Raw genomic sequence first — 26,120 nt, 5'->3', positions numbered from 1 at the left:
GTGGGCTTGGTCACGCGCTGGAGCGGACTACTCTGGTAGAGCGATGACCTATCTCGACCACGCGGCGACTACTCCGATGTTGCCCGAAGCCATAGCGGCGATGACCGAGGCGCTGTCCACCGTGGGCAACGCCTCCGCGCTGCATTCTTCGGGCCGCCGAGCTCGCCGGATGGTCGAGGAAGCCCGCGAAACCATCGCTGACGCGCTGGGCGCTCGTCCCTCCGAAGTCATCTTCACCGGCGGCGGCACCGAGAGCGACAATCTCGCGATCAAAGGCATCTACTGGGCTCGCCACGAAGAACGAGAGCAGCGCCGTCGCGTCCTATGCGGTGCCGCGGAGCACCACGCAGTACTCGACACTGTCGAATGGCTCGAAGCCCACTGCGGCGCCGAGGTCGTCTTGCTCGACGTGGACAACCAGGGACGCGTTTCGCCTGACGTCCTCCGCGCAGCCATCGCCGAGGAGCCCGACACCGTGGCGCTGGCCACTGTGATGTGGGCCAACAACGAGGTCGGCACGATCAACCCGATCGCCGGCCTGGCGGCAGTATGCGCCGAGTTCGAAATCCCATTCCACACTGATGCGGTTCAAGCTGTCGGCGCCGTTCCCGTGGATTTCGCCGCGAGCGGCGCAGCGGCCCTGACCCTGACCGGGCACAAGCTCGGTGGTCCGATCGGCGTGGGAGCGCTGCTGCTCGGACGGGATGTGACTTGCGTGCCTCTGCTGCACGGCGGTGGCCAGGAACGCAATGTCCGTTCCGGCACCTTGGATGTCCCGGCCATCGTGGGTTTCGCAGCAGCAGTTCGGACCAGCGTCACCACGCGAGCTGATTACGCCAAGCGCGTGGAGGGACTCCGGGACGAGCTCGTCGAGGTCATCCAGCGCGAAGTCCCCGACGTCATCCTCAACGGCGGGGACGGCGAGAGGCTGCCCAGCCACGCTCACTTCACGTTCCCTGGATGTGCTGGTGACAGCTTGCTGATGCTGCTCGACGCCAAGGGCATTGAATGCTCGACTGGATCGGCATGCACTGCCGGCGTCGCCCAGCCGAGCCACGTGCTGCTCGCCATGGGGGCCGATCCGGCCGCGGCCCGCGGTTCCCTCCGTTTCTCTCTTGGTCACACATCCACAGTTACCGATGTCGAGGCAGTGGCCGCGGAGATCGGCGGAGTCGTCCTGCGTGCACGGCAGGCCGGCCTCGCCGGAATGCGCAAGAAGACCCAGAAGCAAGAGGTGTAAGGCAATGCGGGTTTTGGCCGCGATGAGCGGAGGAGTGGACTCGGCAGTCGCCGCAGCGCGCGCGGTGGATGCCGGGCACGACGTCGTTGGCGTGCACCTGGCGCTGTCGGCCAAACCGGGAACGTTGCGAACCGGTTCGCGAGGGTGCTGCACGATCGAAGACTCGCACGATGCCCGGCGAGCCGCGGATATTCTTGGCATTCCTTTCTACATCTGGGATTTCGCCGAGCGATTCACCGAAGAGGTCGTCGAGACCTTCGTCGGCGAATACGCCGCCGGACGCACCCCTAACCCGTGCGTGACCTGCAACGAGAAGATCAAGTTCGAAGCTCTTCTCGAGAAGGCGATGGCGCTCGGCTTCGACGCGGTCGCTACCGGTCACTATGCGCGCCTGTCGGTTGTCGACGGTGTGCCTGAGCTTCGCCGTAGCGCGGACAGCGGCAAGGACCAATCCTACGTGCTCGCTTCCCTGACCGCGGAACAGCTCAGCCACGCCATGTTCCCCCTCGGCGACTCCTGGAAGTCTGATGTTCGAGCGGAGGCAGAGCGGCGAGGCTTGTCTGTTGCCAACAAGCCCGACAGTCACGATATCTGCTTCATCCCGGACGGCGACACCAAGAAGTTCCTGGAAAACCGCTTGGGGCAACGTCCGGGTGAGCTCGTCGACGCGGAGACGGGTGCGGTCCTCGGCCGGCACACCGGAGTGCACGGATTCACGGTCGGCCAGCGCAAGGGCCTGGGGATCGACGCTCCGGCGCCGGACGGCCGTCCGCGGTACGTCCTGTCGCTCGAACCGGTGTCCGGCTCCGTCAAGGTCGGTCCTGCCGCCGAGCTCGGCGTCAAGGTAATCGAGGCTGATCGAGCGATCTGGCCCAGCGGCAACCCGCTGACCGAACCGACCGAGTGCGTGGTCCAGGTCAGGGCTCATGGAGGCATTGTCGACGCGGTCGCCGACGTGGACTCCGACACCATGACAGTGCACCTGCGTGAGCCGCTCCGCGGAGTCGCTCCGGGCCAGGTCGTCGTTCTCTACCGGCCGGACTCCGAAGGCGGGGACGTCGTCCTGGGCAGCGCGAAGATCTCCGGTACTCGCTGATCACCCATCACTTCCGAGTCTTCTTTCGGCTTCGGTTACCCCGCCGTTGCTCTGGCTGGATCGACGGTGGCGTCGTCGAATGCACTTGCCCTGCCGGCGTCGCGACGTTCACGGTGCCATCCGAGGTGATTTCGTAGTCCCAACCGGGTTGTCTCTTCAGCCTGCGATGTCGTGAGCAATAAGTGACGGGCTGATCCGCTGTGCCTTCGGCTCCGCCCACGGGACGGGTCGCTTCGATCCCGCAATTCTGTGCAGGACGTGTGCATCCCGGCTGCCGGCATTCCTGGTCCCGGACCCGGATGAACTCGTCCTGGTGGAGGGGATAGCGCGTCGGCGAGAGTTCGAGGGCTTGACCGGTACGCGGCTCGGTGAGAACCCGTCGCAGTGCTGTGTTGGGCCCGCCGATGATGTTGCGGGCAACCGCGGCGGCGATCGGTCCGCGGCCGGCCAAAGCCGCTGGCGTTTCGCTGAGGCCGAGGTATGTGTCGAGGTCGATGTGCAGGAAGACCTCGGTGCGCTCGCTCGGGCCGCCCGTGCCGCTGAGCAGCAGATCCATGGCCACATCCGCGCGGAGCTGATCGAGGGAGCGAGCCTCTTGCGGAGTCTTCAGCGCTCGCGCGGCCCGATCGATGCGGGCGTAGGCAGCGGTCGCCTTCTCGGTCGGCGCGTTGTTGACCGAAATGTGGGTCACGCCGGTGTCCTGGTGGTGCAGCGCGAGACGCCGCTCGATGAGTTTCTGCTCGGTACGGAGTGCCGCGCCTTGCGGGTCGGCTTGCGCGGCCGCGTAGGTTGCCGCTCGACGGACCTGAGTGGCGTTCCTACCCGGGACTCGGTCCTCGAGTGTCGCATCGACGGCGCCTATGTGTTCTTGGGACAACCAGGCCGTCGCGTCGGTGACCTTCATGGCGCGGTAGAGATCGAGTCTGCCGTCGTCCATGAGGTTCAACATGCGGGGGAGCCGGACGATCAGTGCGCTGGCAGCCGAAACGATGGCTCTGGCGCGATGTTCGGTTATCGACAGGGCGAGTGCTACTTCCGAAGCTGCGCTGGGCTCACGTCTCCGCCGCACACTCAGATTTGCGATCGCTCTCAACTGAACAGCTTGGAGCTTGGAGATCTCCGCGTCGGTATCGCGGATGAGGTCGATGACTTGGTCGTCTTTCATGCGCTGCAACGATTCCGGGTCACAACGGACCGAGCGCAGCATCGTGGGGAGTCTGTCGTCGCTGCTCGTGGAGTCGGTTGCAGTGACGAGCTTGCGTACTGGTTGGGAAGGTGCCATGAGTTCGACCGTACGACGGCTCGCGGAAAAAGTCATCGAAAGGGCGCGAACGGTCCGTTCGCGCCCCTCATGGCTTGACGTAGTGCAATTAATTCGGAATGGTTTGCGTGCGTAGACGTTCGTGTCTGGTCGTGCAGGAGGTGGCTCGAGTGCCTTTGTGTCCGAAGTGGACAGAATGGCGATTGGCTGGCGGTGTGGGTGGTATTGCTCAGAGCTTGAGCTTGAATCCCGTGTGGCTCGGGACGAAACCGAGGCGTTCGTAGAAGCGGTGCGCGTCCGCTCGGGAGGTGTCGGACGTGAGCTGCACGAGTGCGCACTCGCGCCGCCGCGACTCGGTGATCGCCCACTGCATGAGGTCGGCGCCCAGCCCGGAGCCGCGGTGGTCCGCGTGGACACGTACGGCTTCGATCTGACCGCGAAACGCGCCTCGTCGGGCGAGGCCGGGGATGATCGTCAGTTGCAGCGTTCCGACCGGTTCGTCGTCGGACGCGACGACGACCAGCAGCTGATTGGAATCTTTGACGATTTCGTCGAATGCGCGCAGATAGGGGGCAAGGTCGTCAGGGTCGTCTCGGGTAGCGCCCAGCTGGTCGTCCGCCAGCATGCGCACGATTGCACCGATATCCTCACGTCGTGCTCTGCGGATCACGTATTCGGTCACAACACCCAGTATCACAGCGCGCGGGTGAAGCCTTGATAGCTGTGCTCGAAACCGAAGCGCGCATAGAACTCCCGCAGCTCGCCGCGAGTGAGACCGGAGTCCAGGTGGACACGAGCGCAGCCTCGCCGGCGGGCTTCGTCTATACCCCAGGTCAGAAGCGCACTCGTCACGCCGCGTCGGGTGGCGCGGATGCCTTCGAGCAGGCCGCGGGTCGCGCCGTTCCACGAGAGTCCTTGAAGCACCGTCAGTTGTGCGGTTCCGACGATGCCGTTGTGGTCCTCGGCCACGACCAGCGAGACGTGAGGGGTGTTCATGAGCTCACGGAGTGTCGCTGCCAACGGCTCATCGTGCGCGCCGAACAGGCGCTCAAGCGCCTCGATGTCCGTGGTGCGGGCGCGTCTGATGACATCCATTTCACCCAGTATGCAGGACGCCCGGCGATGGCTGTCGCTGTTACGGGGCGGCTACTCCCGGTGCTGCCTACGCGATCATCAAGCTACCGTGTAGTGCCGAACGCCGTCGACGATCTGCGTTGTCAGTTTTCCTTGCGACGCCAGCAGGTCGAGGTGAGCGGCGGTTTCCAGGACCGCGAGCATCTGGTTGAACGAGTCCATTTCGGACAGCTTGCGGTTCCGGCGGGTCCAGCCGACCCGGTGCGCGGCTTCGTTGGCGGTGGTCGCACCGGCTGCGATCTGGGATCCCATCGTTTCGAGGCGCTGCCGATGGTGTTCCAGCAGTTCGTCGACTCGCGTGTGCACGCTGTCGGACACGGGGCCGTGCGCGGGAAGCATTCGGCGGTCCGGCATCGCGCGCACCAGGCGGAGAGAGCCGATGAAGTCGTTGAGCGGCAACTCGGCGGGAACGGGCTGGAACCCGATCGACGGTGTAATGTGCGGCAGCACGTGGTCACCGGAGAACAACAGTTCGGCGGTGTCGTCGACGAAGACCACGTGCCCGGCCGTGTGTCCGGGGGTGGCGACGACGTTGAACTCGCGGCCGGGCAGGATCGGCCGGCGGCCAGGTGTCAGCCATTCGTCGGGCGCCTCCCAGAGATCGGCTTCCGTGTGGCGCCGGTTCGTGCCGAATTCCCGAGCGAGCGCCTCGACGACTTCGGCGGCGCCGGCCTGAAACAGGAGATCGACCTGGGCCTCCATCGGCAACCGGTCGGGATTGCCCGACGCCTTGAGCGATGGTTCCTCGTCCTGGCCGAGGGCGATCTTCGAGCCGAATTCGCGGCGGAGGACGACAGCCTGCGAATAGTGGTCCCGGTGCACGTGGGTGACCAGGAATTCGCTCACGTCAGCGAGTTCCGCGCCGATGCCACCGAGGGCATCCGCAAGCTGTTGTCGGGCCACGCTCAGTGCCCAACCCGAATCGACCAGGACTAGCTTCTCGCCATCGGTGACCGCGTAGACGTTGACCGCGCGCAGACCGTCGTTCGGCAGCGGCAAGGGGATTCGGTAGACACCGGCCGAGACCTCGTAGATCCCGGGCTCGGTCCAGCTCCTGTCGCTGTTTTCCGGCAACGGTTCCACGGTGACCTCCGTCCCGGCGAGACTGCGGCGTCCCGGCCTTTATTCACATTGAGCCGTGCCGGGCCCGCTGTCCACCGGGAGGAGATGAGACGCCGGTCACTTGATCAGTCGGTGTCCTGCTTCAGTGCGGTGTCGATCGTGAGCGCCGCGGCGACGACCATGCTGGCGAGCGGATCGGGCAGGGGGTGGGGGATCTCCACGACGTAGTTGTCAGCCGTCGTGAAAGCGGCCTTGATGAAGCCGCCCCACGTCTTCGTGACCCGGGCGACCTCGGTGCCGGTGTGGTCGCGGATCGAGAAGTTCCAGGCTCGCCAGTTCTCGGCGAAGATCCCGCCGACCGAACGGCCGTCCACGATGAAGCCGAAGCGGATCTTCCCGAAGACGTTCTCCTGCACGATCTCGCCGATCGGGGTCTCGTCGGCGCGAGTGACCAGGAAGCGTGATTTGAACACCTTCGCGGGCCGGGTCACCTTCAGCACTGTGCTGTGGTTGGCGTCGCGGACCTCGAACTTGTGGGTCAGGAACTGGTCGTACTTGGTCAGGAGCCGGATCGCCTTCTTCAGCGTGCTCTGGCCGACCTCCACCACGCCGCCGAGGCGGTTCCCGTTCTGATCGAAGACACCGAACTCGTTGGCCATCTCGATCAGCTTGGCGCGTTGGTTGACCACCAGCACCGGCTCGGTGAACAGGGTGCCCCCGCCGCTGCGTGCCGCCCCGCGGCCGCGCATCGCGCGGGTGACCTGGTTCTGGATCCGAGCGGGATCGTGGCCGCGTTCGATGTCCAGCTCGATCGGCGTCGAGTCGCTCGGCGGTGGTGCCTGGTGGGCGGGACGGGTGTTGGCGGTCCAGGCCTGGCCGTCCCACCATCGATGCAGACGGGGGTCCCGCGCATCGGGATACCAGCCCGGCTGCGGTGGCGAACTCGTCATGGCCGGTCAGCCTATCCGCGAGGGCACGTTCGTGGCGGCGGTAAACGGAAATGCGGCGAATGTCCGCATCGAGGCTGGCTGCCGAGACAGCCCGGTCTGCGCCGTCGGCGGGTGGTCGACCAGAATCGGTGGTCGTGAGTGAGCGACTTTGGCCCATCGGCGCCGCGACGGCGATCGGTTCGATGCCGGGTACCGACCCCGCGGAGGCGGCCGCGGTCGTGTTCGGCGAGCTGCCCGACTTCCCGCACCTGCCTGAGCTGCCGGCCCGCGGCGTCGGGGCCGACATGCTCGGCCGGACCGCCGCGTTGCTGGTCGACTTGGCCGTCGACGTCGTCCCGAGCGGCTATCGCGTCGCGACCCGGCCTGGTCATGACCATCGCCGGGCCGTCGACCTGCTTCGCTGGGACCTCGACGCCGTCCAGGAAGCGAGGGAGAGGGCCGGGGCCACCCCGCCCGTCTTCAAGGTCCAGCTCGCCGGGCCGTGGACGCTCGGCGCCGGGATCGAGCTGCCGAGAGGCCACCGGGTGCTCACCGACCGCGGCGCCTTGAGGGATTTCACGTCATCCCTGCTGGACGGGCTCGCGGGCCATGTCGCGGAGGTGCAAGCCAGGACCGGCGCGCTGGTGGTTGTCCAGTTCGACGAGCCGTCGTTGCCCGCCGTTCTGGCCGGCAGCCTGTCGACGCCGTCCGGCTACGGGAACGTCCCGGCGGTCCCGGAGCCCGAGGCCCGTGACCTGCTCACCACCGTGATCGAGGGCGCCCGCAGGATCACTGGGCGGCCGGTGATCCTGCACTGTTGCGCCGGCAAACCACCGCTCGGCCTGCTGCGCAAGGCTGGTGCGGACGCGCTGGCCTTCGACCTCGCGGCGCTCGACGGTGCGTCCGCCGCCTTCCTGGATGAGATCGGCGAGGTGTGGGACGGCGGGGCGACCCTGTTCCTGGGAGCAGTCCCCACCACGGGACCCGCGTCGCCGCCGAGTCTCAAGGACGTCGGCGAGCCCGCGTTCCGGTTGGCCGATCGGCTCGGCTTCAACCGCAGCGTCCTCGCGGAACGTGCCGTGCCGACCCCTGCTTGCGGCCTGGCCGGCGCGACGCCGGAATGGATGCGCCGGGCGCTCGCACTGACGCGTGATCTGGGCAAGGCCTTCGTGGAGCCGCCGGAAGGCTGGTGACGGAATCCGGCAACTCGCCGACGTCGGCTCCACCCGGCCACTAGCGTGTCGGTAGCCGACTGAACGAGGACCGTCCGCAACCATGCGCCTGTTTCGCCGCAAGAACACCGTCGCCGACCCGCCCGACCCCCGTACCGCCTGGCCCGAGCAGCACGTGCCGGACGACCCGGCGGCCGCCGCGGAGGCGTTCTGGCAGGGGTGGTTCGAGCTGCTTCCGCTGGTCAGCGCCGCTCTTGGGGAGGGCGAACCGCACCGGGTGGAGCACGAGCTCTGCCAGCTGGTCGAGGCGCTGCACCCGCGGCTGCACTTCTCCCTCGAACGTGGTCGCCAAGCGATCTATGCCCTGGTCGTGACCGGTCAGGAGGATCCCGAGGTGCGGCCGTTCACCGACGCGTGGCGGGCCGCCGCGCCGCCGGACGACGCGATCTGGGAGTACCACGATTCGGTTCCGCCGGTGCCCGATCCGACCGAGGTCACGGTGAACCTCGGCGAGCGCCGGATCGCGCTGGCCGACGTCCGGGTCGTCGCGCAGGTGGACGACGACGAGCGGGTGGTCGACGTCGCCGTCTACCACCCCGGGTTCGGTGACCTCGACGACGTCACCCGGCGGACCCTGACGTTCCTGCCGCTCGACGCCACACTGGGTGAACGGCTCGCCGCCGAACGACTACGGCGCGTCGAGACCGCGGAGGTCGAGCCGGCCGGTGCGATCACCCTTCTGGAGTTCCGTGAACTGGTCCGTGGGCTGGCCAGCGGGCCGGACGAAAATGTCGGTACCCCCGGCTAGGGTTACCACCCGTGAGCAGCACCGAACTCCCCCAGGACCAGATCGCGGCGGTCGACGCTCCCGTGACCGCCGAGGACGTCACCGACGTCCCGGCCGACGTGCGTGAGCGGCACGGCGCCCTCGCCGAGGAACTGCGGAACCACCAGTTCCGCTACTACGTCCTGGACTCGCCGATCATCTCCGACGGGCAGTTCGACGAGCTCCTGGGCGAGCTCCAGCAGCTCGAGGAAGCGCACCCCGCGCTGGTCACACCCGATTCGCCGAGCCAGCGGGTCGGCGGCACGTTCTCGACCGAGTTCACCGCGTACGACCACCTCGAGCGGATGCTCAGCCTGGACAACGTGTTCGACCGGGACGAGTTCCTCACCTGGGTGGAACGGGTCGAAAAGGAGGTCGGGCGCACCGAGTTCCTCGCCGAGCTGAAGATCGACGGCCTGGCGATCAACCTGTTGTACGAAAACGGCCACCTCACCCGCGCGCTCACCCGGGGTGACGGCCGGACCGGCGAGGACGTCACGCTCAACGTCCGCACGCTCGACCAAGTCCCGGAGACGCTGACCGGCACCGATCAGTTCCCGGTGCCCGCCCTGGTGGAGGTGCGAGGCGAGGTCTACTTCCGCGTCGAGGACTTCCTCGAGCTGAACGCGAAGATGGTCGAAGCGGGGAAGCCGCCGTACGCGAATCCGCGCAACACCGCGGCCGGCTCGCTGCGGCAGAAGGACCCCAAAATCACCCGTGAGCGGCGGCTGCGGCTGATCTGCCACGGGCTCGGCAAGCGCGAGGGTTTCGAGCCGCAGCGCCAGTCGGAGGCGTACGACGCGCTGGCGGCGTGGGGCTTGCCGGTGTCGCCGCACAGCAAGGTCCTGTCGACGGCCGAGGAACTCACCGAGCACATCGTCTACTGGGGCGAGCACCGGCACGACGCCGAACACGAGATCGACGGCGTCGTCATCAAGGTCGACCAGGTGGCGCTGCAGCGGCGGCTGGGCACGACGTCGCGTGCGCCGCGGTGGGCGATCGCGTACAAGTACCCGCCGGAAGAGGCCATCACCACACTGCTGGACATCCAGGTCGGCGTCGGACGGACCGGCCGGGTGACGCCGTTCGCGGTCACCGAGCCGGTCAAGGTCGCCGGGTCGACGGTGGCGAGGGCCACGCTTCACAACGCGGAAGAGGTCAAGCGCAAGGGCGTGCTGATCGGCGACCGGATCGTCATCCGGAAGGCCGGCGACGTCATCCCCGAAGTGCTCGGGCCGGTGGTGGACGCGCGCACGGGCGACGAGCGCGAGTTCGTCATGCCCACCCACTGTCCTGAATGCGGCACCGAGCTCGCCTACCAGAAGGAAGGCGACAAGGACATCCGCTGCCCCAACACGCGGTTCTGCCCCGCGCAGCTGCGGGAGCGGCTCTTCCACCTGGCCGGGCGCGGTGCCTTCGACATCGAGGTCCTCGGGTACGAGGCGGCGGTCGCGCTGCTCGACGCCCGCGTGGTCGCCGACGAGGGCGATGTCTTCGATCTGAACGAGGAGAGCCTCGCCGAGGTCGAGCTGTTCCGCACCAAGGCCGGCGAGTTGTCGGCGAACGCGCGAAAGCTGATCGCGAACCTCGACGCGGCGAAGGACAGGCCGCTGTGGAAGGTGCTGGTCGCGCTGTCGATCCGGCACGTCGGGCCGACTGCCGCCCAGGCGCTGGCCCGCGAGTTCGGGTCGATCGAACGCATCGAGCAGGCCACCGAAGAGGAGCTGGCCGACGTCGACGGCGTGGGTCCGACCATTGCCCATGCGACGCAGGAATGGTTCGAGGTCGGCTGGCACCGGGAGATCGTCGAAAAATGGCGACGCGCCGGCGTCCGGATGGAAGAGGAGCGCGACGAGTCGATCCCGCGCAACCTCGAAGGGCTTTCGATCGTGGTGACGGGCTCGCTCGACGGCTTCTCCCGCGACGAAGCCAAGGAGGTCATCATGGCTCGCGGTGGCAAGGCCGCCGGGTCGGTTTCGAAGAAGACCGCGTTCGTCGTCGTCGGGGATTCGCCTGGTTCGAAATACGACAAGGCGGTGCAGCTCAAGGTCCCTGTGCTCGACGAAGGCGGCTTCCGCGTCCTTCTGGAGCGGGGGCCCGAGGCGGCTCAGGAGGTGGCGCTGCCGACCGGGGACGAGACCTCCGAAGGCGAGCCTGGGGAGACGGATGAGTGATGTCGAGATCCGGCCGCCGCGCTCCGAGGAGTACGCCGCGGCGGGGGAGGTGACGGTCCGGGCTTACGACGTCGACGGTCACCTGGCCGGTGACGTCGGGTACGACGCCGTGCTGCGTGACGTCGCGCGGCGGGCCGAGCAGGCCGAGGTCCTCGTCGCCGTCGATGGTGCGGGGGAAGTGCTCGGGACTGTGACCGTCGTGCTCCCGGGGTCTGGTTTCGCCGAGATTTCGCGTCCCGGCGAACTGGAGTTCCGGATGCTGGCGGTCGCGCCGTCGGCGCGGGGCCGGGGCATCGGTGAGGCGCTGACGAAGGCAGTGCTCGACCGCGCCCGGACGCTGGGCATCCCCAAGGTCGTGCTGAGCAGCGTCGAAGACATGCGCAGCGCGCACCGGCTCTACGAGCGGCTCGGGTTCGCGCGCCTGCCCGAGCGGGACTGGCGGCCGTTCCCGCACATCAGCCTGATCGCCTACCAAATCGACGTCTGACCTGGGGTTGGTCGAAAAGGGGCGAGCCCGCGCGGGCTCGCCCCTGGGTCAATCCGCTCCAGGGTCAGCCGTCGAGGACGACCGCGACGATGCCCGCGAGGTGGGCCAGCCGGGCGACCTCGGCGGCTCGGAAGGCCGGGCCGCCCGGGCGGGCGACCAGCAGCGCCTTGCCTGGTTTGCCGAGCGGCGTGGCGGCCAGCTCGGTGCCGAGCTCCTTCCACGTCTCCGGGATCCAGGCCTCCTCGCCGTCGAGGACGGTCGCGCGCTCCAGCGGCAGCCAGGGAAAGTCGGTGATGGGCGTCTCCGGCGCGGCACTCGACGACGCCAGCCGGACCGCGCCGGTTTCGGCGTGCTCGACGACCATCGCCCAGCCGGCGCGGACGATGCGGGGCACGCCCTCGGCCAGGATGTCGAGGCCCGACTTCGGCTGCGCGGCGATCTCTTCGACCAGCTCGAGCTCGCGATGGGTGTCCAGGACACCCGCATAGGGCCGGACGGCGTCCACTTCGACGCCTTCGACGCTTTCCGCCGCCGTGATCAGCGCGTCGGGCAGGCGGCCCGACGGGAGTTCGACGACCAGGTCGTCCACGGCCACTCCGGTGCCGCGTTCGACGACGTCCACGCTGAGGATGTCGGCGCCTACCGTGCCGAGCGCCGTGGCGACCGCGCCGAGGGTCCCCGGGCTGTCCGGAAGGAGGACCCGGATCAGGAACGACACCACGCGCCCCTCTCACCTCTGGCGTCCCAGCCTTGCCGTGGGACGCTGAATGCCGGTCGCCGATTGTGACAGACCCGCCCGGCTCGCGGGACCTGCTGTCCGGCGGGCGGGACGCGAGCGTCGCCGGACGGCACTCGGCTTGCGCCGGGCGTAACCCAGTCGAGTCCGCCCGCGCCGTCACCATAGACTTGCAGCTTCCGAGACAACCCGCACAGCACAACCCGGGAGTCACCCGCGTGCCCAACATTTCCCGAGACGAGGTCGCGCACCTCGCGAAGCTGGCCAGGCTGGCCGTGACCGACGACGAGCTCGACGTCTTCGCCGGCCAGCTCGACCAGATCCTGGACTCGGTGGCCAAGGTGAGCGAGGTCGCCGCCGACGACGTGCCGCCGACCTCGCACGCCGTGCCGCTGACGAACGTCTTCCGGCAGGACGTTGTCGTTCCCGGGCTGACGCAGCAGCAGGCGCTGGCCGGTGCGCCGGCCGCCGAGGACGGGCGTTTCCGGGTGCCGCGGATTCTGGGGGAAGAGCAGTGACCGAGCTCATCAAGCTGACCGCCGCGGAGCTGGCGGAGAAGATCCACGCGCGTGAAGTGTCCGCGGTCGAGGTCACGCAGGCCCACCTGGACCGGATCGCCGAGGTCGACGACCACATCCACGCGTTCCTGCACGTCGACACCGAGGGCGCGCTGGCCGCGGCCAAGGCCGTCGACGAGGGCATCGCCGAGGGGAAGGCGCCCGCGTCGGCGCTGGCCGGGGTGCCGCTCGCGCTGAAGGACGTCCTGACCACCCAGGGTGTGCCGACGACCTGTGGTTCGAAAACGCTCGAAGGCTGGATCCCGCCGTACGACGCGACCGTGACGCGCAAGCTGCGCGAGGCCGGCGTCGTCATCCTCGGCAAGACCAACATGGACGAGTTCGCCATGGGGTCGTCGACGGAGAACTCGGCCTACGGCCCGACGCACAACCCGTGGGACCACGCCCGCATCCCGGGCGGGTCGGGTGGTGGTTCGTCGGCGTCGATCGCGGCCTTCGAGGCGGCCATCGCGATCGGCACCGACACCGGTGGCTCGATCCGGCAGCCGGGGTCCGTGACGGGCACCGTCGGGGTCAAGCCGACCTACGGCGGGGTGTCGCGCTACGGCCTGGTCGCTTTTTCGTCATCGCTCGACCAGGCCGGTCCGTGCGCGCGGACGGTGCTCGACGCGGCGCTGCTGCACGAGGTCATCGCCGGGCACGACCCGCTGGACTCCACCTCCATCGACGCGCCGGTGCCGCCGGTGGTCGCCGCCGCCCGGCAGGGCATGACGGGTGACCTCAAGGGTGTCAAGGTCGGCGTCGTGAAGGAGTTCGGTGGGGACGGCTACCAGCCGGGCGTCGAGCGGTCGTTCCAGGCCGCCGTCGAGCAGCTGCGGGCGCTGGGTGCCGAGGTCGTCGAGGTCTCTTGTCCGCATTTCGTCTACGCGCTGCCCGCCTACTACCTGATCGCGCCGAGCGAGTGCTCGTCGAACCTCGCGCGGTTCGACGCCATGCGTTACGGCCTGCGCGTCGCCGACGACGGCACGCACAGCGCCGAAGAGGTCATGTCGCTCACGCGGGAAAAGGGCTTCGGCGCCGAGGTCAAGCGGCGCATCATGCTCGGGACCTACGCGCTGTCGTCCGGCTACTACGACGCGTACTACGGCTCGGCGCAGAAGGTGCGCACGCTGATCACGCGTGACTTCGACGCCGCCTTCGAAAAGGTCGATGTCCTCGTTTCGCCCACGACGCCGACCACGGCGTTCAAGATCGGCGAGCGCGTGGACGACCCGATGGCGATGTACCTCGCGGACCTGTGCACGATCCCGTCGAACCTCGCCGGCAACGCCGCCATGAGCGTGCCGAGCGGGCTGTCGGACGAGGACGGGCTGCCGGTCGGCCTGCAGATCATGGCCCCGGCGCTCGCCGATGACCGGCTCTACCGGGTCGGCGCCGCCTACGAGGCCGCTCGCGACGCCGCCGCCGGCGGGGCGCTCATCCACAAGGTCCCGGAGCTGGGAGGAACGAAGTGACTGCCGTGGCCGAGTTGATGGACTACGCCGACGTCATCGAGCGCTTCAACCCCGTTCTCGGGCTCGAAGTGCACGTCGAGCTGAACACGAACACGAAGATGTTCTGCGGCTGCCCGAACGAGTTCGGCGGCGAGCCGAACACGAAGGTCTGCCCGACCTGCCTCGGCCTGCCCGGGGCGCTGCCGGCCGTCAACGGCAAGGCCGTCGAGGGCGCGATCCGGATCGGTCTCGCGCTGAACTGCGAGATCGCCGAGTGGTGCCGGTTCGCCCGGAAGAACTACTTCTATCCGGACATGCCGAAGAACTTCCAGACGTCGCAGTACGACGAGCCGATCGCGTTCAACGGATACCTCGACGTCACGCTCGACGACGGTGAAGTCGTGCGCGTGGAGATCGAGCGCGCGCACATGGAGGAGGACACCGGCAAGTCGCTGCACGTCGGTGGCGCCACCGGCCGGATCCACGGTGCCGAGCACTCGCTGCTCGACTACAACCGGGCCGGCGTTCCGCTGATCGAAATCGTCACCAAGCCGATCGAGGGCACGGGCGAGCGGGCACCCGAGGTCGCGCGGGCGTACGTCAGCGCGTTGCGTGACCTGCTTCGCGCGCTCGACGTGTCGGACGTCCGCATGGACCAGGGCTCGCTGCGGTGCGACGCGAACGTTTCGCTGATGGCGAAGGACGCGACCGAGTTCGGTACCCGTACCGAGACGAAGAACGTCAACTCGCTGCGGAGCGTCGAACGGGCCGTTCGCTACGAGATGACGCGCCAGGCGGCCATCCTCGCCGAGGGCGGTTCGATCAAGCAGGAGACGCGGCACTTCCAGGAGGCCGACGGCACGACGTCGTCGGGCCGGACGAAGGAGACCGCGGAGGACTACCGGTACTTCCCGGAGCCCGACCTGGTCCCGATCGCGCCGTCGCGCGAATGGGTCGAACAGCTGCGCGGCACGCTGCCGGAGATGCCTTCGGAGCGGCGGAAGCGGATCCAGCAGGAATGGTCACTTTCCGACGAAGCCCTGCGTGACCTGCTGAACGTCGGTGCGGTCGACCTCGTCGCGGCCACCGTCGAGGCCGGTGCGTCGCCGGACGAGGCGCGCGGCTGGTGGGTCAACACCCTCGCGCAGGAGGCGAACTCGCGTGAGGTCGAGCTGGCCGATCTGCCGATCACGCCGAAGCAGCTGGCCGAGGTCATCGCGCTGGTTTCGTCCGGTGAGCTGACGAACAAGCTGGCCAAGGAGGTCGTCCAGGGCGTGCTCGCCGGCGAGGGCGAGCCGCGCGAGGTCGTCGAGAAGCGCGGGCTGAAGGTCGTCTCGGACGACTCGGCTCTGCTCGCGGCGATCGACGAGGCCCTGGCGGCGCAGCCGGACGTGGCCGAGAAGATCCGCGGCGGCAAGGTCGCCGCGGCCGGCGCGATCGTCGGTGCGGTCATGAAGGCGACCAAGGGGCAGGCCGACGCCAAGCGGGTCCGGGAACTGATCATCGAGCGCGTCGGCTCCTGATCGTTTTCATGACGTCGCCGTTTTCCGTCAAGAGCGTCACCTGGCGCGAGTGGCTCGGCCTGACGGCCGGGCTGCTCGCGCTGGGGTCGACGTTCCTGCCGTGGACCACGCTGAGCACGAACAAACCGGACATCGAGGTCATCCTCTCGTCCCTGCCGCACAGCGACGTCGTGCGGAACGCGTGGCAGTCGAGCTTCTTCGCCTGGTGCCCGCCGCTGCCGCTGCTGCTGGCCGGACTGGTCGTGGTCGTTTTCGGGCGAATCCGGAAAGCGCGGGTCAGCGGCCTGCCACACCTGTGGCTGGTGGTCGCCGCGGCGTCGCTCCTGCTGATGGTGCTCGGCTGGTTCACGCTCGACTGGGAGTTCGACGCCGACCAGCGCGGCATCTTCGACGCCGCCGGGATCGCCATCGGTGCGGGCTTCGGGCGGTTTCTCGGGCTGTTCGCCGCGGTCGTTTCGGCTGTTGTCGCTTTCTTGGACATCCGGGCAGTTCGCGCCGAGAGCCGGCAGCCGCGGAAGCGCGACCCCAGGAGCAAGAGCCGCTGATCGGGTGGGTGCCGGAGTGGCGGCGCTCGGCGAAAGTGCTGCCGTTCGAGGCGGCGGTGCGGGTGACAGCGGCTGACCTGCGCCGTGGCTCCGGGTCGGAGGATGCGGCTGATGGCGTCCGAGGTTCGAGCCGGAGAACGTGTCGGCTGGGCGTCAGCGCTGAGGGCCTGAAGCCTTGGTGGCGTTGAAGTCGCGATGCCGAAGGGCCCGCTGAGGCTGTCGTCCGTTCCGGTTGACCACCCCGGGTGACAACGTTGACATCGAACCAGTGCGTTGCGTGAGAAAGCGCTTTCTGGAACGGTCGGCGGTAGTGGACCGAGGAGGGAGACCTGGGTTGACTCACGGAAAGCGCTTACGGGTCGCCGTTGTCGGCGCCGGGGGTATCGCGGCCGGCCATCGGGCTGCCTTCCAGTCGTACCGCGATGACGTCGACATCGTGGCCGCCGCCGATGTCGATGAGGCCCGGGCTGTCGCGTTTTGTGCCGAGGCCGGGAATGCCAAGCCGTATGGCGATCTCGATACCTTGCTCGCCGAGCAGGAACCCGATCTCGTCTCGATCTGCACGCCGCCGGGACTGCACGTCGAGCAGACCACGAAGGCGCTCGACAGCGGGGCCTGGGTCTGGTGCGAGAAGCCGCCGTGCCGGTCGCTCGCCGAGTACGACGAGATGGCCGCCGCCGAGCGGGAGGGTGGGCCCTACGTTTCGTTCGTTTTCCAGCAACGGTCCGGGGCCGGGGCCGCGCACTTCCGGAGCCTGCTCGCGGAGGGGGAACTGGGGCGTCCGCTGGTCGCGCACTGCCAGACCACCTGGTACCGCGATGCCGCCTACTACGCGGTGCCGTGGCGCGGGCGCTGGGACTCCGAGGGCGGCGGGCCCGCTATGGGACACGGCATCCACCAGATGGACCTCCTGCTCCACCTGCTCGGCGACTGGGTCGAGGTGCGCGCGATGACCGCGCGGCTGGTGCACGACGTCGAGACCGAGGACGTCTCCACCGCGCTCGTGCGGTTCGAGTCGGGGGCGCTCGCGACCGTCGTCAACAGCGTCCTGTCGCCGGACGAGGTGAGCCGGATCCGGGTCGACTGCGAAAACGCCACCGTCGAGCTGACCCACCTCTACGGCTACGGCGCCAAGGACTGGCGCTACACCCCGGCGCCGCACGTTGCCGAAAAAGCGACGAAGCGCTGGTCAGTGGCTTCGGCCGACGTCAGCTCGCATGTCGCCGCGTTCGGTCCGGTCCTCGTCGCCCATCGGGCCGGGCGGCGGCCGCCGTGCAGCGGGGAGGACGGGCGGCGGGTGCTGGAGTTCGTCGCGGCGTTGTACAAGTCCGCGGACACCGGGCTCGCGGTGCGCCGCGGGGAGATCGTGCCCGGCGACGCCTTCCACCGGTCCATGGCCGGAGCGCGGGCGTGAGCGCGGCGATCACGGTCACGCACCGGCACGGGGAGCGCGTGACCGTCGAGGCCGGCGGGGTCCAGCTGATGTCCTATGTGTACAAGCCCGACCCGGTGGCCTTCGAGTCCCGCAAGCCCTACACCCACCCGCTGCGGACCCTCGGCGGCCGCGGCGTCAGCGGGTACCGGCCCGCCGACCACCGGTGGCACAAGGGCCTGCAGATGACGTCCAGCCACCTGTCCGGGCAGAACTTCTGGGGCGGCCACACCTACGTCCCCGGCGATTGGTACCAGGACCTGCCCGACCGCATTGGCTCGATGCGGCACGACGACTTCGCCGCCTTCACCGTCGACCCCGACCGGCTGCGCTTCACCGAACGGCTCACCTGGGTCGCCAACGACGGCGCGGAGTGGGCGAGGGAGCGGCGTGACCTCGTCGTCCACTCGGTCGAGCCGGACGAAGGGGCCTGGGCGCTCGACTGGGGGATCGAGCTGACCAACGTCCGGGACGCCCCGCTCGAGTTCGGCAGCCCGACGACCGCCGGTCGCGAGCTGGCCGGGTACACCGGGCTGCACTGGCGGGGGCCGCGCGACTTCAGCGGCGGGCGCGTTCTCGGGCCCGGCGGTCTCGGCAGCGAAGACATGATGGGCGTGCAGGCGCCGTGGCTGGCGTTCGTCGGTGAGCACGACGACGTCGACGCGCATTCCACGCTGGTCTTCGCGCATTGGCCGGAAAACGACCAGGCGATCCACGAGTCGCACTGGTTCGTCCGCTCGCGGGAGACGCCCATGGTCGCTTTCTCGTGGGCGTTTTTCGACGAATTCGCGCTGGAGCCGGGGGAGAGCTTCACCTACCGCTACCGGATCGTCGTCGCCGATGGGGCGTGGGACCGCGGTCGGGTGAGCAGCTACCTGGATCGGCACGGATGGTCATGAACGCGTTCCCACTTCCAGGTGGAATCGGGGTCTCGCACCTGCGCGCCTACGACTGGGCGGCGGAGGATGGGGTGTGTGGCGGCAGCCCGCACCTGCACCTCGCCTGCACCGAGGCGTACGTCGTCACCGGCGGCCGTGGCGCGGTCCAGACGCTGAGCGCCGGCGGCTACGACGAGACGCCTCTGGAAGCCGGCGTGATCGCGTGGTTCGCGCCGGGGACCGTGCACCGGATGGTCCAGGAAGACGGGCTGCGCGTCACGGTGCTGATGCAGAACAGCGGGCTGCCCGAGGCGGGGGACGCGGTGTTCACCTTCCCGCCCGACGTGCTCGCCGACCCGGTCGCCTACGCCGAGGCAGCGGCGTTGCCGAAAACCGACCACGCCGCTCGTCAACGCCGTGACCTGGCGATTCGTGGTTACCTGCCGCTGCGGCAGGCGCTGCGGGACGGCGACCCGGAGCCGCTGCGGGAGTTCCACCGGGCGGCCGTCGCGCTCGTTTCGCCGAAAATCGGCGACTGGGTTCCGCGGTGGCGGGCCGGGGCGTTGCGGGCCGCCGAGCTGACCGGGGCGCACCTCGCGGCGCTCGCCGTCGGCGACGGGAGCCACCTCGAGCGGTCCGGCGTCCGGGTCGCGGCACCTTCGAACCCGGACGGCTACGGCATGTGCGGCCGTCGCGCGGATTACGACATCGACCAGGAAGGCCGGCAGTGATGAACCAGCCCAGTATCGGAGTGCTGCTCAACGGGGTCACCGGCCGGATGGGCTACCGGCAGCACCTGCTCCGATCGGTCTTGTCGATTCGCGACCAGGGCGGCGTCGCCCTGCCGGACGGCAGCCGCGTGCAGCTCGAGCCGATCCTCGCCGGCCGCAACGCCGCGAAGCTCAAGGACCTGGCCGACCGCCACGACGTGACCGCATGGACCACCGACCCGGAGTCCGCGCTGGCCGACGCCGGCATCTACTTCGACGCGCAGCTGACGTCGGCGCGGGAGCCGTCGGTGCGGGCGGCGATCGCCGCGGGCAAGCACGTCTACGCCGAGAAGCCCCTTGCCGAAAAACTGACATCGGCGCTGGAGCTGGCCGGGCTCGCGCGGGACGCCGGGATCTGCCACGGCGTCGTGCACGACAAGCTGTTCCTGCCCGGGCTGCGGAAGCTGCGCCGGCTGATCGACGGCGGGTTCTTCGGTCGGGTCCTGTCGGTGCGGGGCGAGTTCGGCTACTGGGTCTTCGAGGGCGACTGGCAGGAGACGCAGCGCCCGAGCTGGAACTACCGCGCCGAGGACGGCGGCGGCATCGTCCTCGACATGTTCTGCCATTGGAACTACGTGCTCGAGAACCTCTTCGGCCGCGTCGAGGCCGTGACCGCGAAAGCGACAACGCACATCCCACGTCGCTGGGACGAGCGGGGTGAGGCGTACGCGGCTACGGCCGACGACGCCGCGTACGGGATCTTCGAGCTGGAATCCGGGGTCGTCGCGCAGATCAACTCGTCGTGGTCGACGCGGGTGTTCCGCGACGAGCTCGTCGAGTTCCAGGTCGACGGCACCGAGGGCAGCGCCGTCGCCGGACTGCGGCGCTGCCGGGTCCAGCACCGCTCCGCGACGCCGAAGCCGGTCTGGAACCCCGACCTGCCCGCGACTGAGCCGTTCCGCGACCAGTGGCAGGAGGTCCCGGACAACGCCGAGTTCGACAACGGCTTCAAGGCGCAGTGGGAGGAGTTCGTCCGGGACGTGGTCGCCGGGCGACCACACCGCTACGACTTCTTCTCGGCGGCTCGTGGGCTGCAGCTCGCCGAAGCCGGGCTGACGTCGTCGGCGGAGGGGCGGCGCGTGGAGCTGAAGCCGCTCGCTTGACGGTCCTGACCAGCGAAAACAGGCTCTGGTCGAAAAACGGCGAACGCGGGCGTCAGTCCTTGCCGTTGCCGCCGCCGGAGGTCGCCGGGGTGATCAGGACGACGCGGTCGTCGCTCGACACCGGCGCGCCGCCGTCCTTGTTGACCGTGCCGGCCACCGCGAGCTGCGGGTTGATCATGCTCATCCCGGCGAGGCGCCCGTACGTCACCGGCGGTTTGCCGGTCTTGCCGTCGAGGCTGACCGTCGGCTTGCCGCTGACCGCGCCCTCCGGGGTGACCGGCAGGTTCTGCAGGTTGCCGGCCAGTGACGTGCCGACCGAGACCGAGCCGTTGGCGTCGACGAAGTCGGCGCAGCCCGCGACACCCGGCTTGTCGGGCCACGTCCACGCCGGCGTCGTCAGCGGCTGCCCGGCCTGGAGGCGGTAGAGGACGTCCTTGTCGGCGAGCCGGTCGGTGACCCAGACGCGGCCGCCGTCGGCCGAGGCGCACAGGCCGCCGGGGGCGTGCAGGCCGGCCGCCACGGTCAGGGCACCGCTCGGGTTGCCGGCCGCGGCCTTGCCGGACGTGTCGATGCGCAGCACCTTGCCAGCCAGGGAGTTCGGGTCGGCGGCGGCGTTCGGGTTGCCCGCGTCACCCGTCGCGACCAGCAGCGCGCCGCGGTTGTCGGTCGCGATCGTGCCGCGGTTGCCGGACGCGCCCTTCGGGATGCCGGTGAGCACCGGCTTCGCGGCCTGGCCCTTCGCGAAGCGCACCACGCGGTTGTCCGTCGCCGTCGTCACATAGGCGAACACCAGCTGGTCTTCGACGTACGACGGCGAGAGCGCGAGCCCGGTCAGGCCGCCGTCACCGGCCGCCTGGACGTCGAGCTTCGCGAAGTCCGTCGCGTCCTTGCCCGCCGTCGCCAGCAGCACGCGGCCGCTCTTGCGCTCGCCCGCGAGCGCGCTCGGCGTCGACCCGTCGCCCGGCAGGCCGACCACCGCCGCGACGGTGTCCAGGCACGTCGAGATCACCGACGGGTCGAAATCCTTGCAGCCCTGGGGTGGCGGCACCGGCGTCGCGGACTGGCCGGGACGCGCCTGCTTGCCGTCGCCGCCCGAATCCGCGCCGGGGCCCTGGACCTGGGGCGGCGATTCGGGGCTCGGAACGGGAGCGGGACTGAACGACTGGCCGGCCGCGGTGTCGTCGAACCGCGCGCAGCCGGCGGGCAGCAGGACACCGCAGGCCAGGATCGCCAGCAGGGCCGACCGGTACCGAGTGCGCATGATCCCCCAGCCTAGGGCCCGCCGCGTGAACCATGGGTGAGTACTCCTGGTTTACGTTGGGGATCATGACGCTGACCGTGCTGGTTCCCGACGACGAGGGCATGACCGTGCTCGCCGAGGTCCCGCGGGTCCTGCCCGTGCGCTACCAGTGGGGCGAACCCGTGCCCCCGGAAGCGGCGAAGGCGGAGGTCCTCATCCCCGGCAAGCACCCGCCCGGCGAGGAGCTCTGGCGCACACTCCCGAACCTCAAGCTGATCCAGCTGCTGTCCGCCGGCGCCGAGGACTGGGTGGGCAAGGTGCCCGACGGCGTCCTGCTCTCCACCTGCCGCGGCGCGCACGGCGGGAGCACCGCCGAATGGGTCGTCGCGGTGCTGCTGTCGATGTACCGGAAGCTGGACGTCTTCGCGGCGGCGCAGCGCGAGGGCCGGTGGGAGCGGCAGACGGCCGACACGCTGCAGGGCAAGCGCGTGCTCGTCATCGGCGCCGGCGACCTGGGGCGGCACCTGCGGCGCCGGCTCGAGCCGTTCGACGCGCGGTGCACGATGGTCGGGATGACCGCGCGCGAAGGCGTGCACGGCGTCAGCGAGCTGCCCGCGCTGCTCGGGCTGCACGACGCCGTGGTGCTGATGGTGCCGCTGACCTCGCGCACCCGGGGCATGGTCGACGCGGAGTTCCTGGCCGAGATGCGCGATGGCGCGGTGCTGGTCAACGTCTCGCGCGGCGCGGTCGTGGACACCGGCGCCCTGGTCGCCGAACTGACCACAGGACGGCTGCGCGCCGCGCTCGACGTCACCGATCCCGAGCCGCCGCCGTCCGGGCACCCGCTGTGGACGGTGCCGGGGCTGCTGCTGACCCCGCACATCGGCGGGTCGGTGCGCGGGGTGCGGGGGCGGTCGTACGCCGTCGCGGCGGCGGAAATCGCCCGGTACGCCGGCGGCGAGCTGCCGGACAACCTCGTCCACGGCGAATACTGAGCTCGCCAGGCCCGCGCCGATCCCCTACCCTTCGCGCGTGAGCAGTGGAGACGATTTTTCGCAGCAGCCCACCAGCCTTCTCTCCGACGTCGAGGACGACGGGGGTGACGACACCCCGCGCCAGGGCGGGCTCGGTCTCGGCCTGCTGATCCTGCGGCTGGCGCTCGGCGTGACCATGGGCGCGCACGGTCTGCAGCACCTGTTCGGCCTGTTCGGCGGGCCGGGCATCGGCGGGTTCGCGCGCGTGCTGGAGACGTTCGGCTACCACAAGCAGACGACGCTGCTGTCGTGGATCACGGGGATCGCCGAAGTCGGCGGCGGGGTGCTGGTGATCGTCGGGCTGTTCACGCCGCTCGCGGCGGCCGCGCTGCTCGGCGTGGCGGCGAACGCCGTGTACGCGAAGTTCCACGGCGGGTTCTTCGAGCAGCAGGGGCAGGGGTTCGAGCTGGAGCTGCTGCTGGGGGCTTCCGCGCTGAGCTTGCTGTTCACCGGGGCCGGGCCGGTTTCGCTGGAGCGGAACACGCCGTGGCGGAAGCGGCCGCTGCCGCTGGGGCTGGTGTCGCTGCTGCTGGCCGCGGCGGCGACCGTGGTGGTCATCGTCCTGACGCGGTAGGGCGCCGCCGCGGTCTGGGTTCGGCTCGGCTGGGCGGGCGTGGGTCTGGCTCTGCGGCGCAGCGCCCTTGGCGACGACTTGGTCGTGCGGGGCTGCCGGGGTCGGCTCGGCGCGGCGGCCTGGGGACAACTCGGCCGTGCGGGCCGGCCTGTGGACAGCTCGGGTCCGCGGCAGCCGCCTGGCCCGGAACTGTCGGTGCTCGCCGGTAACGTTGAAACCGGGGGTCCCCCTCGCGGCCGAGGGGTGGTCCGGGCACCGAAAAGGCCGCCCCGGAGCGGGACGGCCTTCGCGGCTGGAGCCGGGATGGTGCGGAGCGGCTGCCTACTTGTTCACGTCGCGGACCGCGCCCGTGTCCGCCGACGTCGCCATGCGGGCGTACGCGCGCAGCGCCGCCGTCACCGGGCGCTGGCGCTCCTTCGGCTGCCACGGCCGCTCCGACGCCTCCATCTTCGACCGGCGCTCCGCCAGGACCTCCGCGTCCACCAGCAGCTCCAGCCGGCGCTCGTGGACGTCGAGGAGGATGCGGTCGCCGTTCTCGACCAGGCCGATCAGGCCGCCGGCCGCCGCCTCCGGGGAGATGTGGCCGACCGAGATGCCCGAGGAACCGCCCGAGAAGCGGCCGTCCGTGATCAGGGCGCACTTCTTGCCGAGGCCCGAACCCTTCAGGAACGCCGTCGGGTGCAGCATTTCCTGCATGCCCGGGCCGCCTGCCGGGCCCTCGTAGCGGATCACCAGGACCTCGCCCGGCTGGATCTCCTTCTTGAGGATCGCCGAGACCGCTTCCTCCTGGCTCTCCAGGACCCGCGCCGGGCCTTCGAAGTGCCACAGGTCCTCGTCGATGCCCGCCGCCTTGATGACGGCGCCGTTCTCCGCCAGGTTGCCGCGCAGGATGGCCAGGCCGCCGTCCTTCGTGTACGCGTGCTCGACGGAGCGGATGCAGCCGCCGGCGGCGTCCGTGTCCAGGGACGACCAGCGGTTCGACGTCGAAAATGCCTCGGTCGTGCGGACGCCGCCCGGTGCCGCGTGGAACAGTTCGAGAGCGGCCGGAGACGGCGAAGCGGCCCGGATGTCCCACGAACCGAGCCAGGAATCCAGGTCCCGGGAGTGGACCGACCAGACGTCGGTGTTCAGCAGGCCGCCGCGGTACAGCTCGCCCAGGATCGCCGGGATGCCGCCGGCGCGGTGGACGTCTTCCATGTGGTAGTCCGAGTTCGGTGCGACCTTGGACAGGCACGGCACGCGGCGGCCGATCGCGTCGATGTCGGCGATCGTGAAGTCGACCTCGCCCTCCTGCGCGGCGGCGAGGATGTGCAGCACCGTGTTCGTCGAGCCGCCCATCGCCATGTCGAGGGCCATCGCGTTCTCGAACGCCGCCTTCGACGCGATCGAGCGCGGCAGCACCGAGTCGTCGTCCTGCTCGTACCAGCGCTTGCACAGCTCGACGACCGTGCGCCCGGCCTCCTCGAACAGCGCGCGGCGCGCGGCGTGCGTCGCCAGCGTGGAGCCGTTGCCCGGCAGGGAAAGCCCGAGCGCCTCGGTGAGGCAGTTCATGGAGTTCGCGGTGAACATGCCCGAGCACGAGCCGCACGTCGGGCACGCGGAACGCTCGACGATGTCGAGGCCGTCCTCGTCGACCTCCGGGCTCGCGGACGCGGCGATCGCGGTGATCAGGTCGGTCGGGGCCTGGGCGACGCCGCCGACGACGACCGCCTTGCCCGCCTCCATCGGCCCGCCGGAGACGAACACCACCGGGATGTTCAGCCGCATCGCGGCGTTGAGCATGCCCGGGGTGATCTTGTCGCAGTTGGAGATGCACACCAGGGCGTCGGCCTGGTGCGCGTTGACCATGTACTCCACCGAGTCGGCGATGATCTCGCGCGAGGGCAGCGAGTAGAGCATGCCGGAGTGGCCCATGGCGATGCCGTCGTCGACGGCGATGGTGTGGAACTCACGCGCGACGCCGCCGGCTTCCTTGACCGCGCCGGCGACGATCTCGCCGAGGTCCTTGAGGTGCACGTGGCCGGGCACGAACTGCGTGTAGGAGTTGGCGATCGCCACGATCGGCTTGCCGAAATCGCTGTCGGTCATGCCGGTGGCGCGCCAGAGCGAGCGCGCGCCCGCCGCGTTGCGGCCGTGGGTGGTGGTCCGGGAACGGAGAGGCGGCACGGCGAAACTCCCAGGTCGGATGGTCGGCGGGAACACTCCGCCAAACTGGTCCTACCAATTTATGCCAGTCGTGCGGAGCCCGTCCATCGAGGGTGCTACGAGCCGGGCTTGAGGTCTTCCTCTTCGAGCAGGCCGCTCGGATCGGCGACGAGGCCCTCGCTCACCAGCGACAGCACCGGCAGGTGCCGGGTCCGGACCGTCGGCAGCGGCACCTTCGTGTCGTCCTTCAGCACCGCCTGGACGCGGGACTTCTTGGTGATCGCGAGGCCCTTGAGCGCCGACCACGGCACGTCGCGCTTGCCGAACATCGTCCGGATCGCGAGCCCTTCGCGCGTGGCGATGGTGCGGTGGCGGACCACGAAGACCGCGAGCGCGATCGGGAAGATGTAGAGCCACTGCAGGTACGGGATTTCCCCGAGCGCGATCGGCGTCACGCACACCGTCAGGAGCGCGATCGCCATGAACGACGTGCGGGGGACGCGGAAGACGGCCTTCCGGCCCTCGTCCTGCTGAGCTTTTTCGGCCACCCCGAAATGGTGCACCGCGGCCGCGACCGGCCCGAACCCGGGTCGGGCGGGCGTGACACGCGTCGCGGCGGCGTCCAGCATCCGGACACACCGTCCCGCAGAGTTGACACCCGCGCGGCGTTCCGGCTAGCGTCATCGCCGTGACACCGCTGACCGGCCTCGTACTTCCCAAGCGCGTCGACGCTTAGGGAAGTCCTTCC

At 69.6% G+C, this 26,120-nt stretch carries 25 protein-coding genes; 16 read left to right on the top strand and 9 right to left on the bottom strand.

Features of this window, described 5'->3' with window-relative positions:
- Positions 1–43 precede the first annotated feature (43 nt).
- Together G3I65_RS05095 and mnmA are read left to right on the top strand one after the other, a co-directional pair.
- On the top strand, positions 44–1,240 hold the full coding sequence (locus tag G3I65_RS05095) for a cysteine desulfurase family protein (protein WP_160695051.1): 1,197 nt from the start codon (positions 44–46) through the stop codon (positions 1,238–1,240).
- 4 nt (positions 1,241–1,244) lie between these two features.
- A complete protein-coding gene (mnmA, locus tag G3I65_RS05090; RefSeq protein WP_160695050.1) occupies positions 1,245–2,336 on the top strand; it encodes a tRNA 2-thiouridine(34) synthase MnmA in 1,092 nt (363 codons plus the stop codon).
- Positions 2,337–2,343: 7 nt separating this feature from the next.
- Here the strand turns inward: mnmA and G3I65_RS05085 are convergent, their stop codons facing one another.
- The 5 genes from G3I65_RS05085 to G3I65_RS05065 form a co-directional block, all read right to left on the bottom strand.
- Positions 2,344–3,543, bottom strand: a complete 1,200-nt coding sequence (locus G3I65_RS05085) for a DUF222 domain-containing protein (RefSeq protein ID WP_239070519.1) — start codon at positions 3,541–3,543, stop codon at positions 2,344–2,346.
- A gap of 283 nt (positions 3,544–3,826) precedes the next feature.
- Positions 3,827–4,279, bottom strand: coding sequence for a GNAT family N-acetyltransferase (locus tag G3I65_RS05080; RefSeq protein ID WP_160695049.1), 453 nt, complete (start codon positions 4,277–4,279; stop codon positions 3,827–3,829).
- Positions 4,280–4,290: 11 nt separating this feature from the next.
- Positions 4,291–4,692 carry a GNAT family N-acetyltransferase gene (locus G3I65_RS05075; RefSeq protein ID WP_160695048.1) on the bottom strand — a complete coding sequence of 134 codons (402 nt, stop codon included), beginning with the start codon at positions 4,690–4,692 and terminating at the stop codon, positions 4,291–4,293.
- A 78-nt stretch (positions 4,693–4,770) separates the two neighbouring features.
- Positions 4,771–5,814: an MBL fold metallo-hydrolase gene (locus G3I65_RS05070; protein WP_160695047.1), complete on the bottom strand. Its 1,044-nt coding sequence runs from the start codon at positions 5,812–5,814 to the stop codon at positions 4,771–4,773.
- A 104-nt stretch (positions 5,815–5,918) separates the two neighbouring features.
- Positions 5,919–6,743 (bottom strand): phospholipid scramblase-related protein, encoded by an 825-nt coding sequence (locus G3I65_RS05065; RefSeq protein ID WP_160695046.1) that lies wholly within the window; start codon positions 6,741–6,743, stop codon positions 5,919–5,921.
- A gap of 134 nt (positions 6,744–6,877) precedes the next feature.
- Here G3I65_RS05065 and G3I65_RS05060 point away from each other — a divergent pair, with 134 nt between their 5' ends.
- The 4 genes from G3I65_RS05060 to G3I65_RS05045 all read left to right on the top strand — a co-directional run bounded on the left by G3I65_RS05060 (position 6,878) and on the right by G3I65_RS05045 (position 11,381).
- On the top strand, positions 6,878–7,915 hold the full coding sequence (locus tag G3I65_RS05060) for a methionine synthase (protein WP_160695045.1): 1,038 nt from the start codon (positions 6,878–6,880) through the stop codon (positions 7,913–7,915).
- Positions 7,916–7,997: 82 nt separating this feature from the next.
- The gene (locus G3I65_RS05055; protein ID WP_160695044.1) at positions 7,998–8,702 is read left to right on the top strand and encodes a hypothetical protein; all 705 of its coding nucleotides are present in this window, start codon (positions 7,998–8,000) and stop codon (positions 8,700–8,702) included.
- A gap of 11 nt (positions 8,703–8,713) precedes the next feature.
- Positions 8,714–10,894, top strand: coding sequence for an NAD-dependent DNA ligase LigA (gene ligA / locus G3I65_RS05050; protein ID WP_160695043.1), 2,181 nt, complete (start codon positions 8,714–8,716; stop codon positions 10,892–10,894).
- Positions 10,887–11,381 (top strand): GNAT family N-acetyltransferase, encoded by a 495-nt coding sequence (locus tag G3I65_RS05045; RefSeq protein WP_160695042.1) that lies wholly within the window; start codon positions 10,887–10,889, stop codon positions 11,379–11,381. Before ligA ends, G3I65_RS05045 begins: the two co-directional genes overlap by 8 nt.
- A 64-nt stretch (positions 11,382–11,445) precedes the next feature.
- Here G3I65_RS05045 and G3I65_RS05040 read toward each other — a convergent pair whose 3' ends face one another.
- Entirely contained in the window at positions 11,446–12,099 is a 654-nt protein-coding gene (locus G3I65_RS05040) for an amino acid-binding protein (protein WP_163046647.1), read from the bottom strand.
- 236 nt (positions 12,100–12,335) lie between these two features.
- On the opposite strand from G3I65_RS05040, the gene gatC reads away from it, so the two are divergent.
- From gatC to G3I65_RS05000, 8 genes are all read left to right on the top strand, one after another.
- The gene (gene gatC, locus G3I65_RS05035; RefSeq protein WP_003080804.1) at positions 12,336–12,635 is read left to right on the top strand and encodes an Asp-tRNA(Asn)/Glu-tRNA(Gln) amidotransferase subunit GatC; all 300 of its coding nucleotides are present in this window, start codon (positions 12,336–12,338) and stop codon (positions 12,633–12,635) included.
- The gene (gene gatA / locus G3I65_RS05030; RefSeq protein WP_125306340.1) at positions 12,632–14,149 is read left to right on the top strand and encodes an Asp-tRNA(Asn)/Glu-tRNA(Gln) amidotransferase subunit GatA; all 1,518 of its coding nucleotides are present in this window, start codon (positions 12,632–12,634) and stop codon (positions 14,147–14,149) included. The genes gatC and gatA overlap by 4 nt, the downstream gene beginning before the upstream one ends.
- The gene (gatB, locus tag G3I65_RS05025) at positions 14,146–15,651 is read left to right on the top strand and encodes an Asp-tRNA(Asn)/Glu-tRNA(Gln) amidotransferase subunit GatB (RefSeq protein WP_160695041.1); all 1,506 of its coding nucleotides are present in this window, start codon (positions 14,146–14,148) and stop codon (positions 15,649–15,651) included. The genes gatA and gatB overlap by 4 nt, the downstream gene beginning before the upstream one ends.
- Positions 15,652–15,659: 8 nt before the next feature.
- Entirely contained in the window at positions 15,660–16,196 is a 537-nt protein-coding gene (locus G3I65_RS05020) for a hypothetical protein (protein WP_160695040.1), read from the top strand.
- Positions 16,197–16,530: 334 nt separating this feature from the next.
- Positions 16,531–17,610, top strand: coding sequence for a Gfo/Idh/MocA family protein (locus G3I65_RS05015; protein ID WP_160695039.1), 1,080 nt, complete (start codon positions 16,531–16,533; stop codon positions 17,608–17,610).
- On the top strand, positions 17,607–18,527 hold the full coding sequence (locus G3I65_RS05010) for a PmoA family protein (RefSeq protein ID WP_160695038.1): 921 nt from the start codon (positions 17,607–17,609) through the stop codon (positions 18,525–18,527). Before G3I65_RS05015 ends, G3I65_RS05010 begins: the two co-directional genes overlap by 4 nt.
- Positions 18,524–19,237: a cupin domain-containing protein gene (locus G3I65_RS05005; RefSeq protein WP_160695037.1), complete on the top strand. Its 714-nt coding sequence runs from the start codon at positions 18,524–18,526 to the stop codon at positions 19,235–19,237. Before G3I65_RS05010 ends, G3I65_RS05005 begins: the two co-directional genes overlap by 4 nt.
- Positions 19,237–20,379: a Gfo/Idh/MocA family protein gene (locus tag G3I65_RS05000; RefSeq protein WP_160695036.1), complete on the top strand. Its 1,143-nt coding sequence runs from the start codon at positions 19,237–19,239 to the stop codon at positions 20,377–20,379. Before G3I65_RS05005 ends, G3I65_RS05000 begins: the two co-directional genes overlap by 1 nt.
- 52 nt (positions 20,380–20,431) lie before the next feature.
- Here G3I65_RS05000 and G3I65_RS04995 read toward each other — a convergent pair whose 3' ends face one another.
- Complete coding sequence (locus G3I65_RS04995; protein WP_160695035.1) at positions 20,432–21,640, bottom strand: sorbosone dehydrogenase family protein; 1,209 nt, start codon at positions 21,638–21,640, stop codon at positions 20,432–20,434.
- Between the two features lie 65 nt (positions 21,641–21,705).
- On the opposite strand from G3I65_RS04995, the gene G3I65_RS04990 reads away from it, so the two are divergent.
- Together G3I65_RS04990 and G3I65_RS04985 are read left to right on the top strand one after the other, a co-directional pair.
- Positions 21,706–22,614 carry a 2-hydroxyacid dehydrogenase gene (locus G3I65_RS04990; protein ID WP_163046645.1) on the top strand — a complete coding sequence of 303 codons (909 nt, stop codon included), beginning with the start codon at positions 21,706–21,708 and terminating at the stop codon, positions 22,612–22,614.
- A gap of 37 nt (positions 22,615–22,651) precedes the next feature.
- Positions 22,652–23,227, top strand: coding sequence for a DoxX family membrane protein (locus G3I65_RS04985; RefSeq protein ID WP_125306349.1), 576 nt, complete (start codon positions 22,652–22,654; stop codon positions 23,225–23,227).
- Positions 23,228–23,548: 321 nt separating this feature from the next.
- Here the strand turns inward: G3I65_RS04985 and ilvD are convergent, their stop codons facing one another.
- Positions 23,549–25,393: a dihydroxy-acid dehydratase gene (gene ilvD / locus G3I65_RS04980; protein WP_160695033.1), complete on the bottom strand. Its 1,845-nt coding sequence runs from the start codon at positions 25,391–25,393 to the stop codon at positions 23,549–23,551.
- Between the two features lie 95 nt (positions 25,394–25,488).
- A complete protein-coding gene (locus G3I65_RS04975; RefSeq protein ID WP_249026889.1) occupies positions 25,489–25,920 on the bottom strand; it encodes a PH domain-containing protein in 432 nt (143 codons plus the stop codon).
- Between the last annotated feature and the right edge of the window lie 200 nt (positions 25,921–26,120).

The sequence above is a fragment of the Amycolatopsis sp. SID8362 genome (assembly GCF_010550475.1).
Taxonomy (GTDB): domain Bacteria; phylum Actinomycetota; class Actinomycetes; order Mycobacteriales; family Pseudonocardiaceae; genus Amycolatopsis; species Amycolatopsis eburnea.
This window is presented reverse-complemented; position numbering and strand designations above follow the sequence as displayed.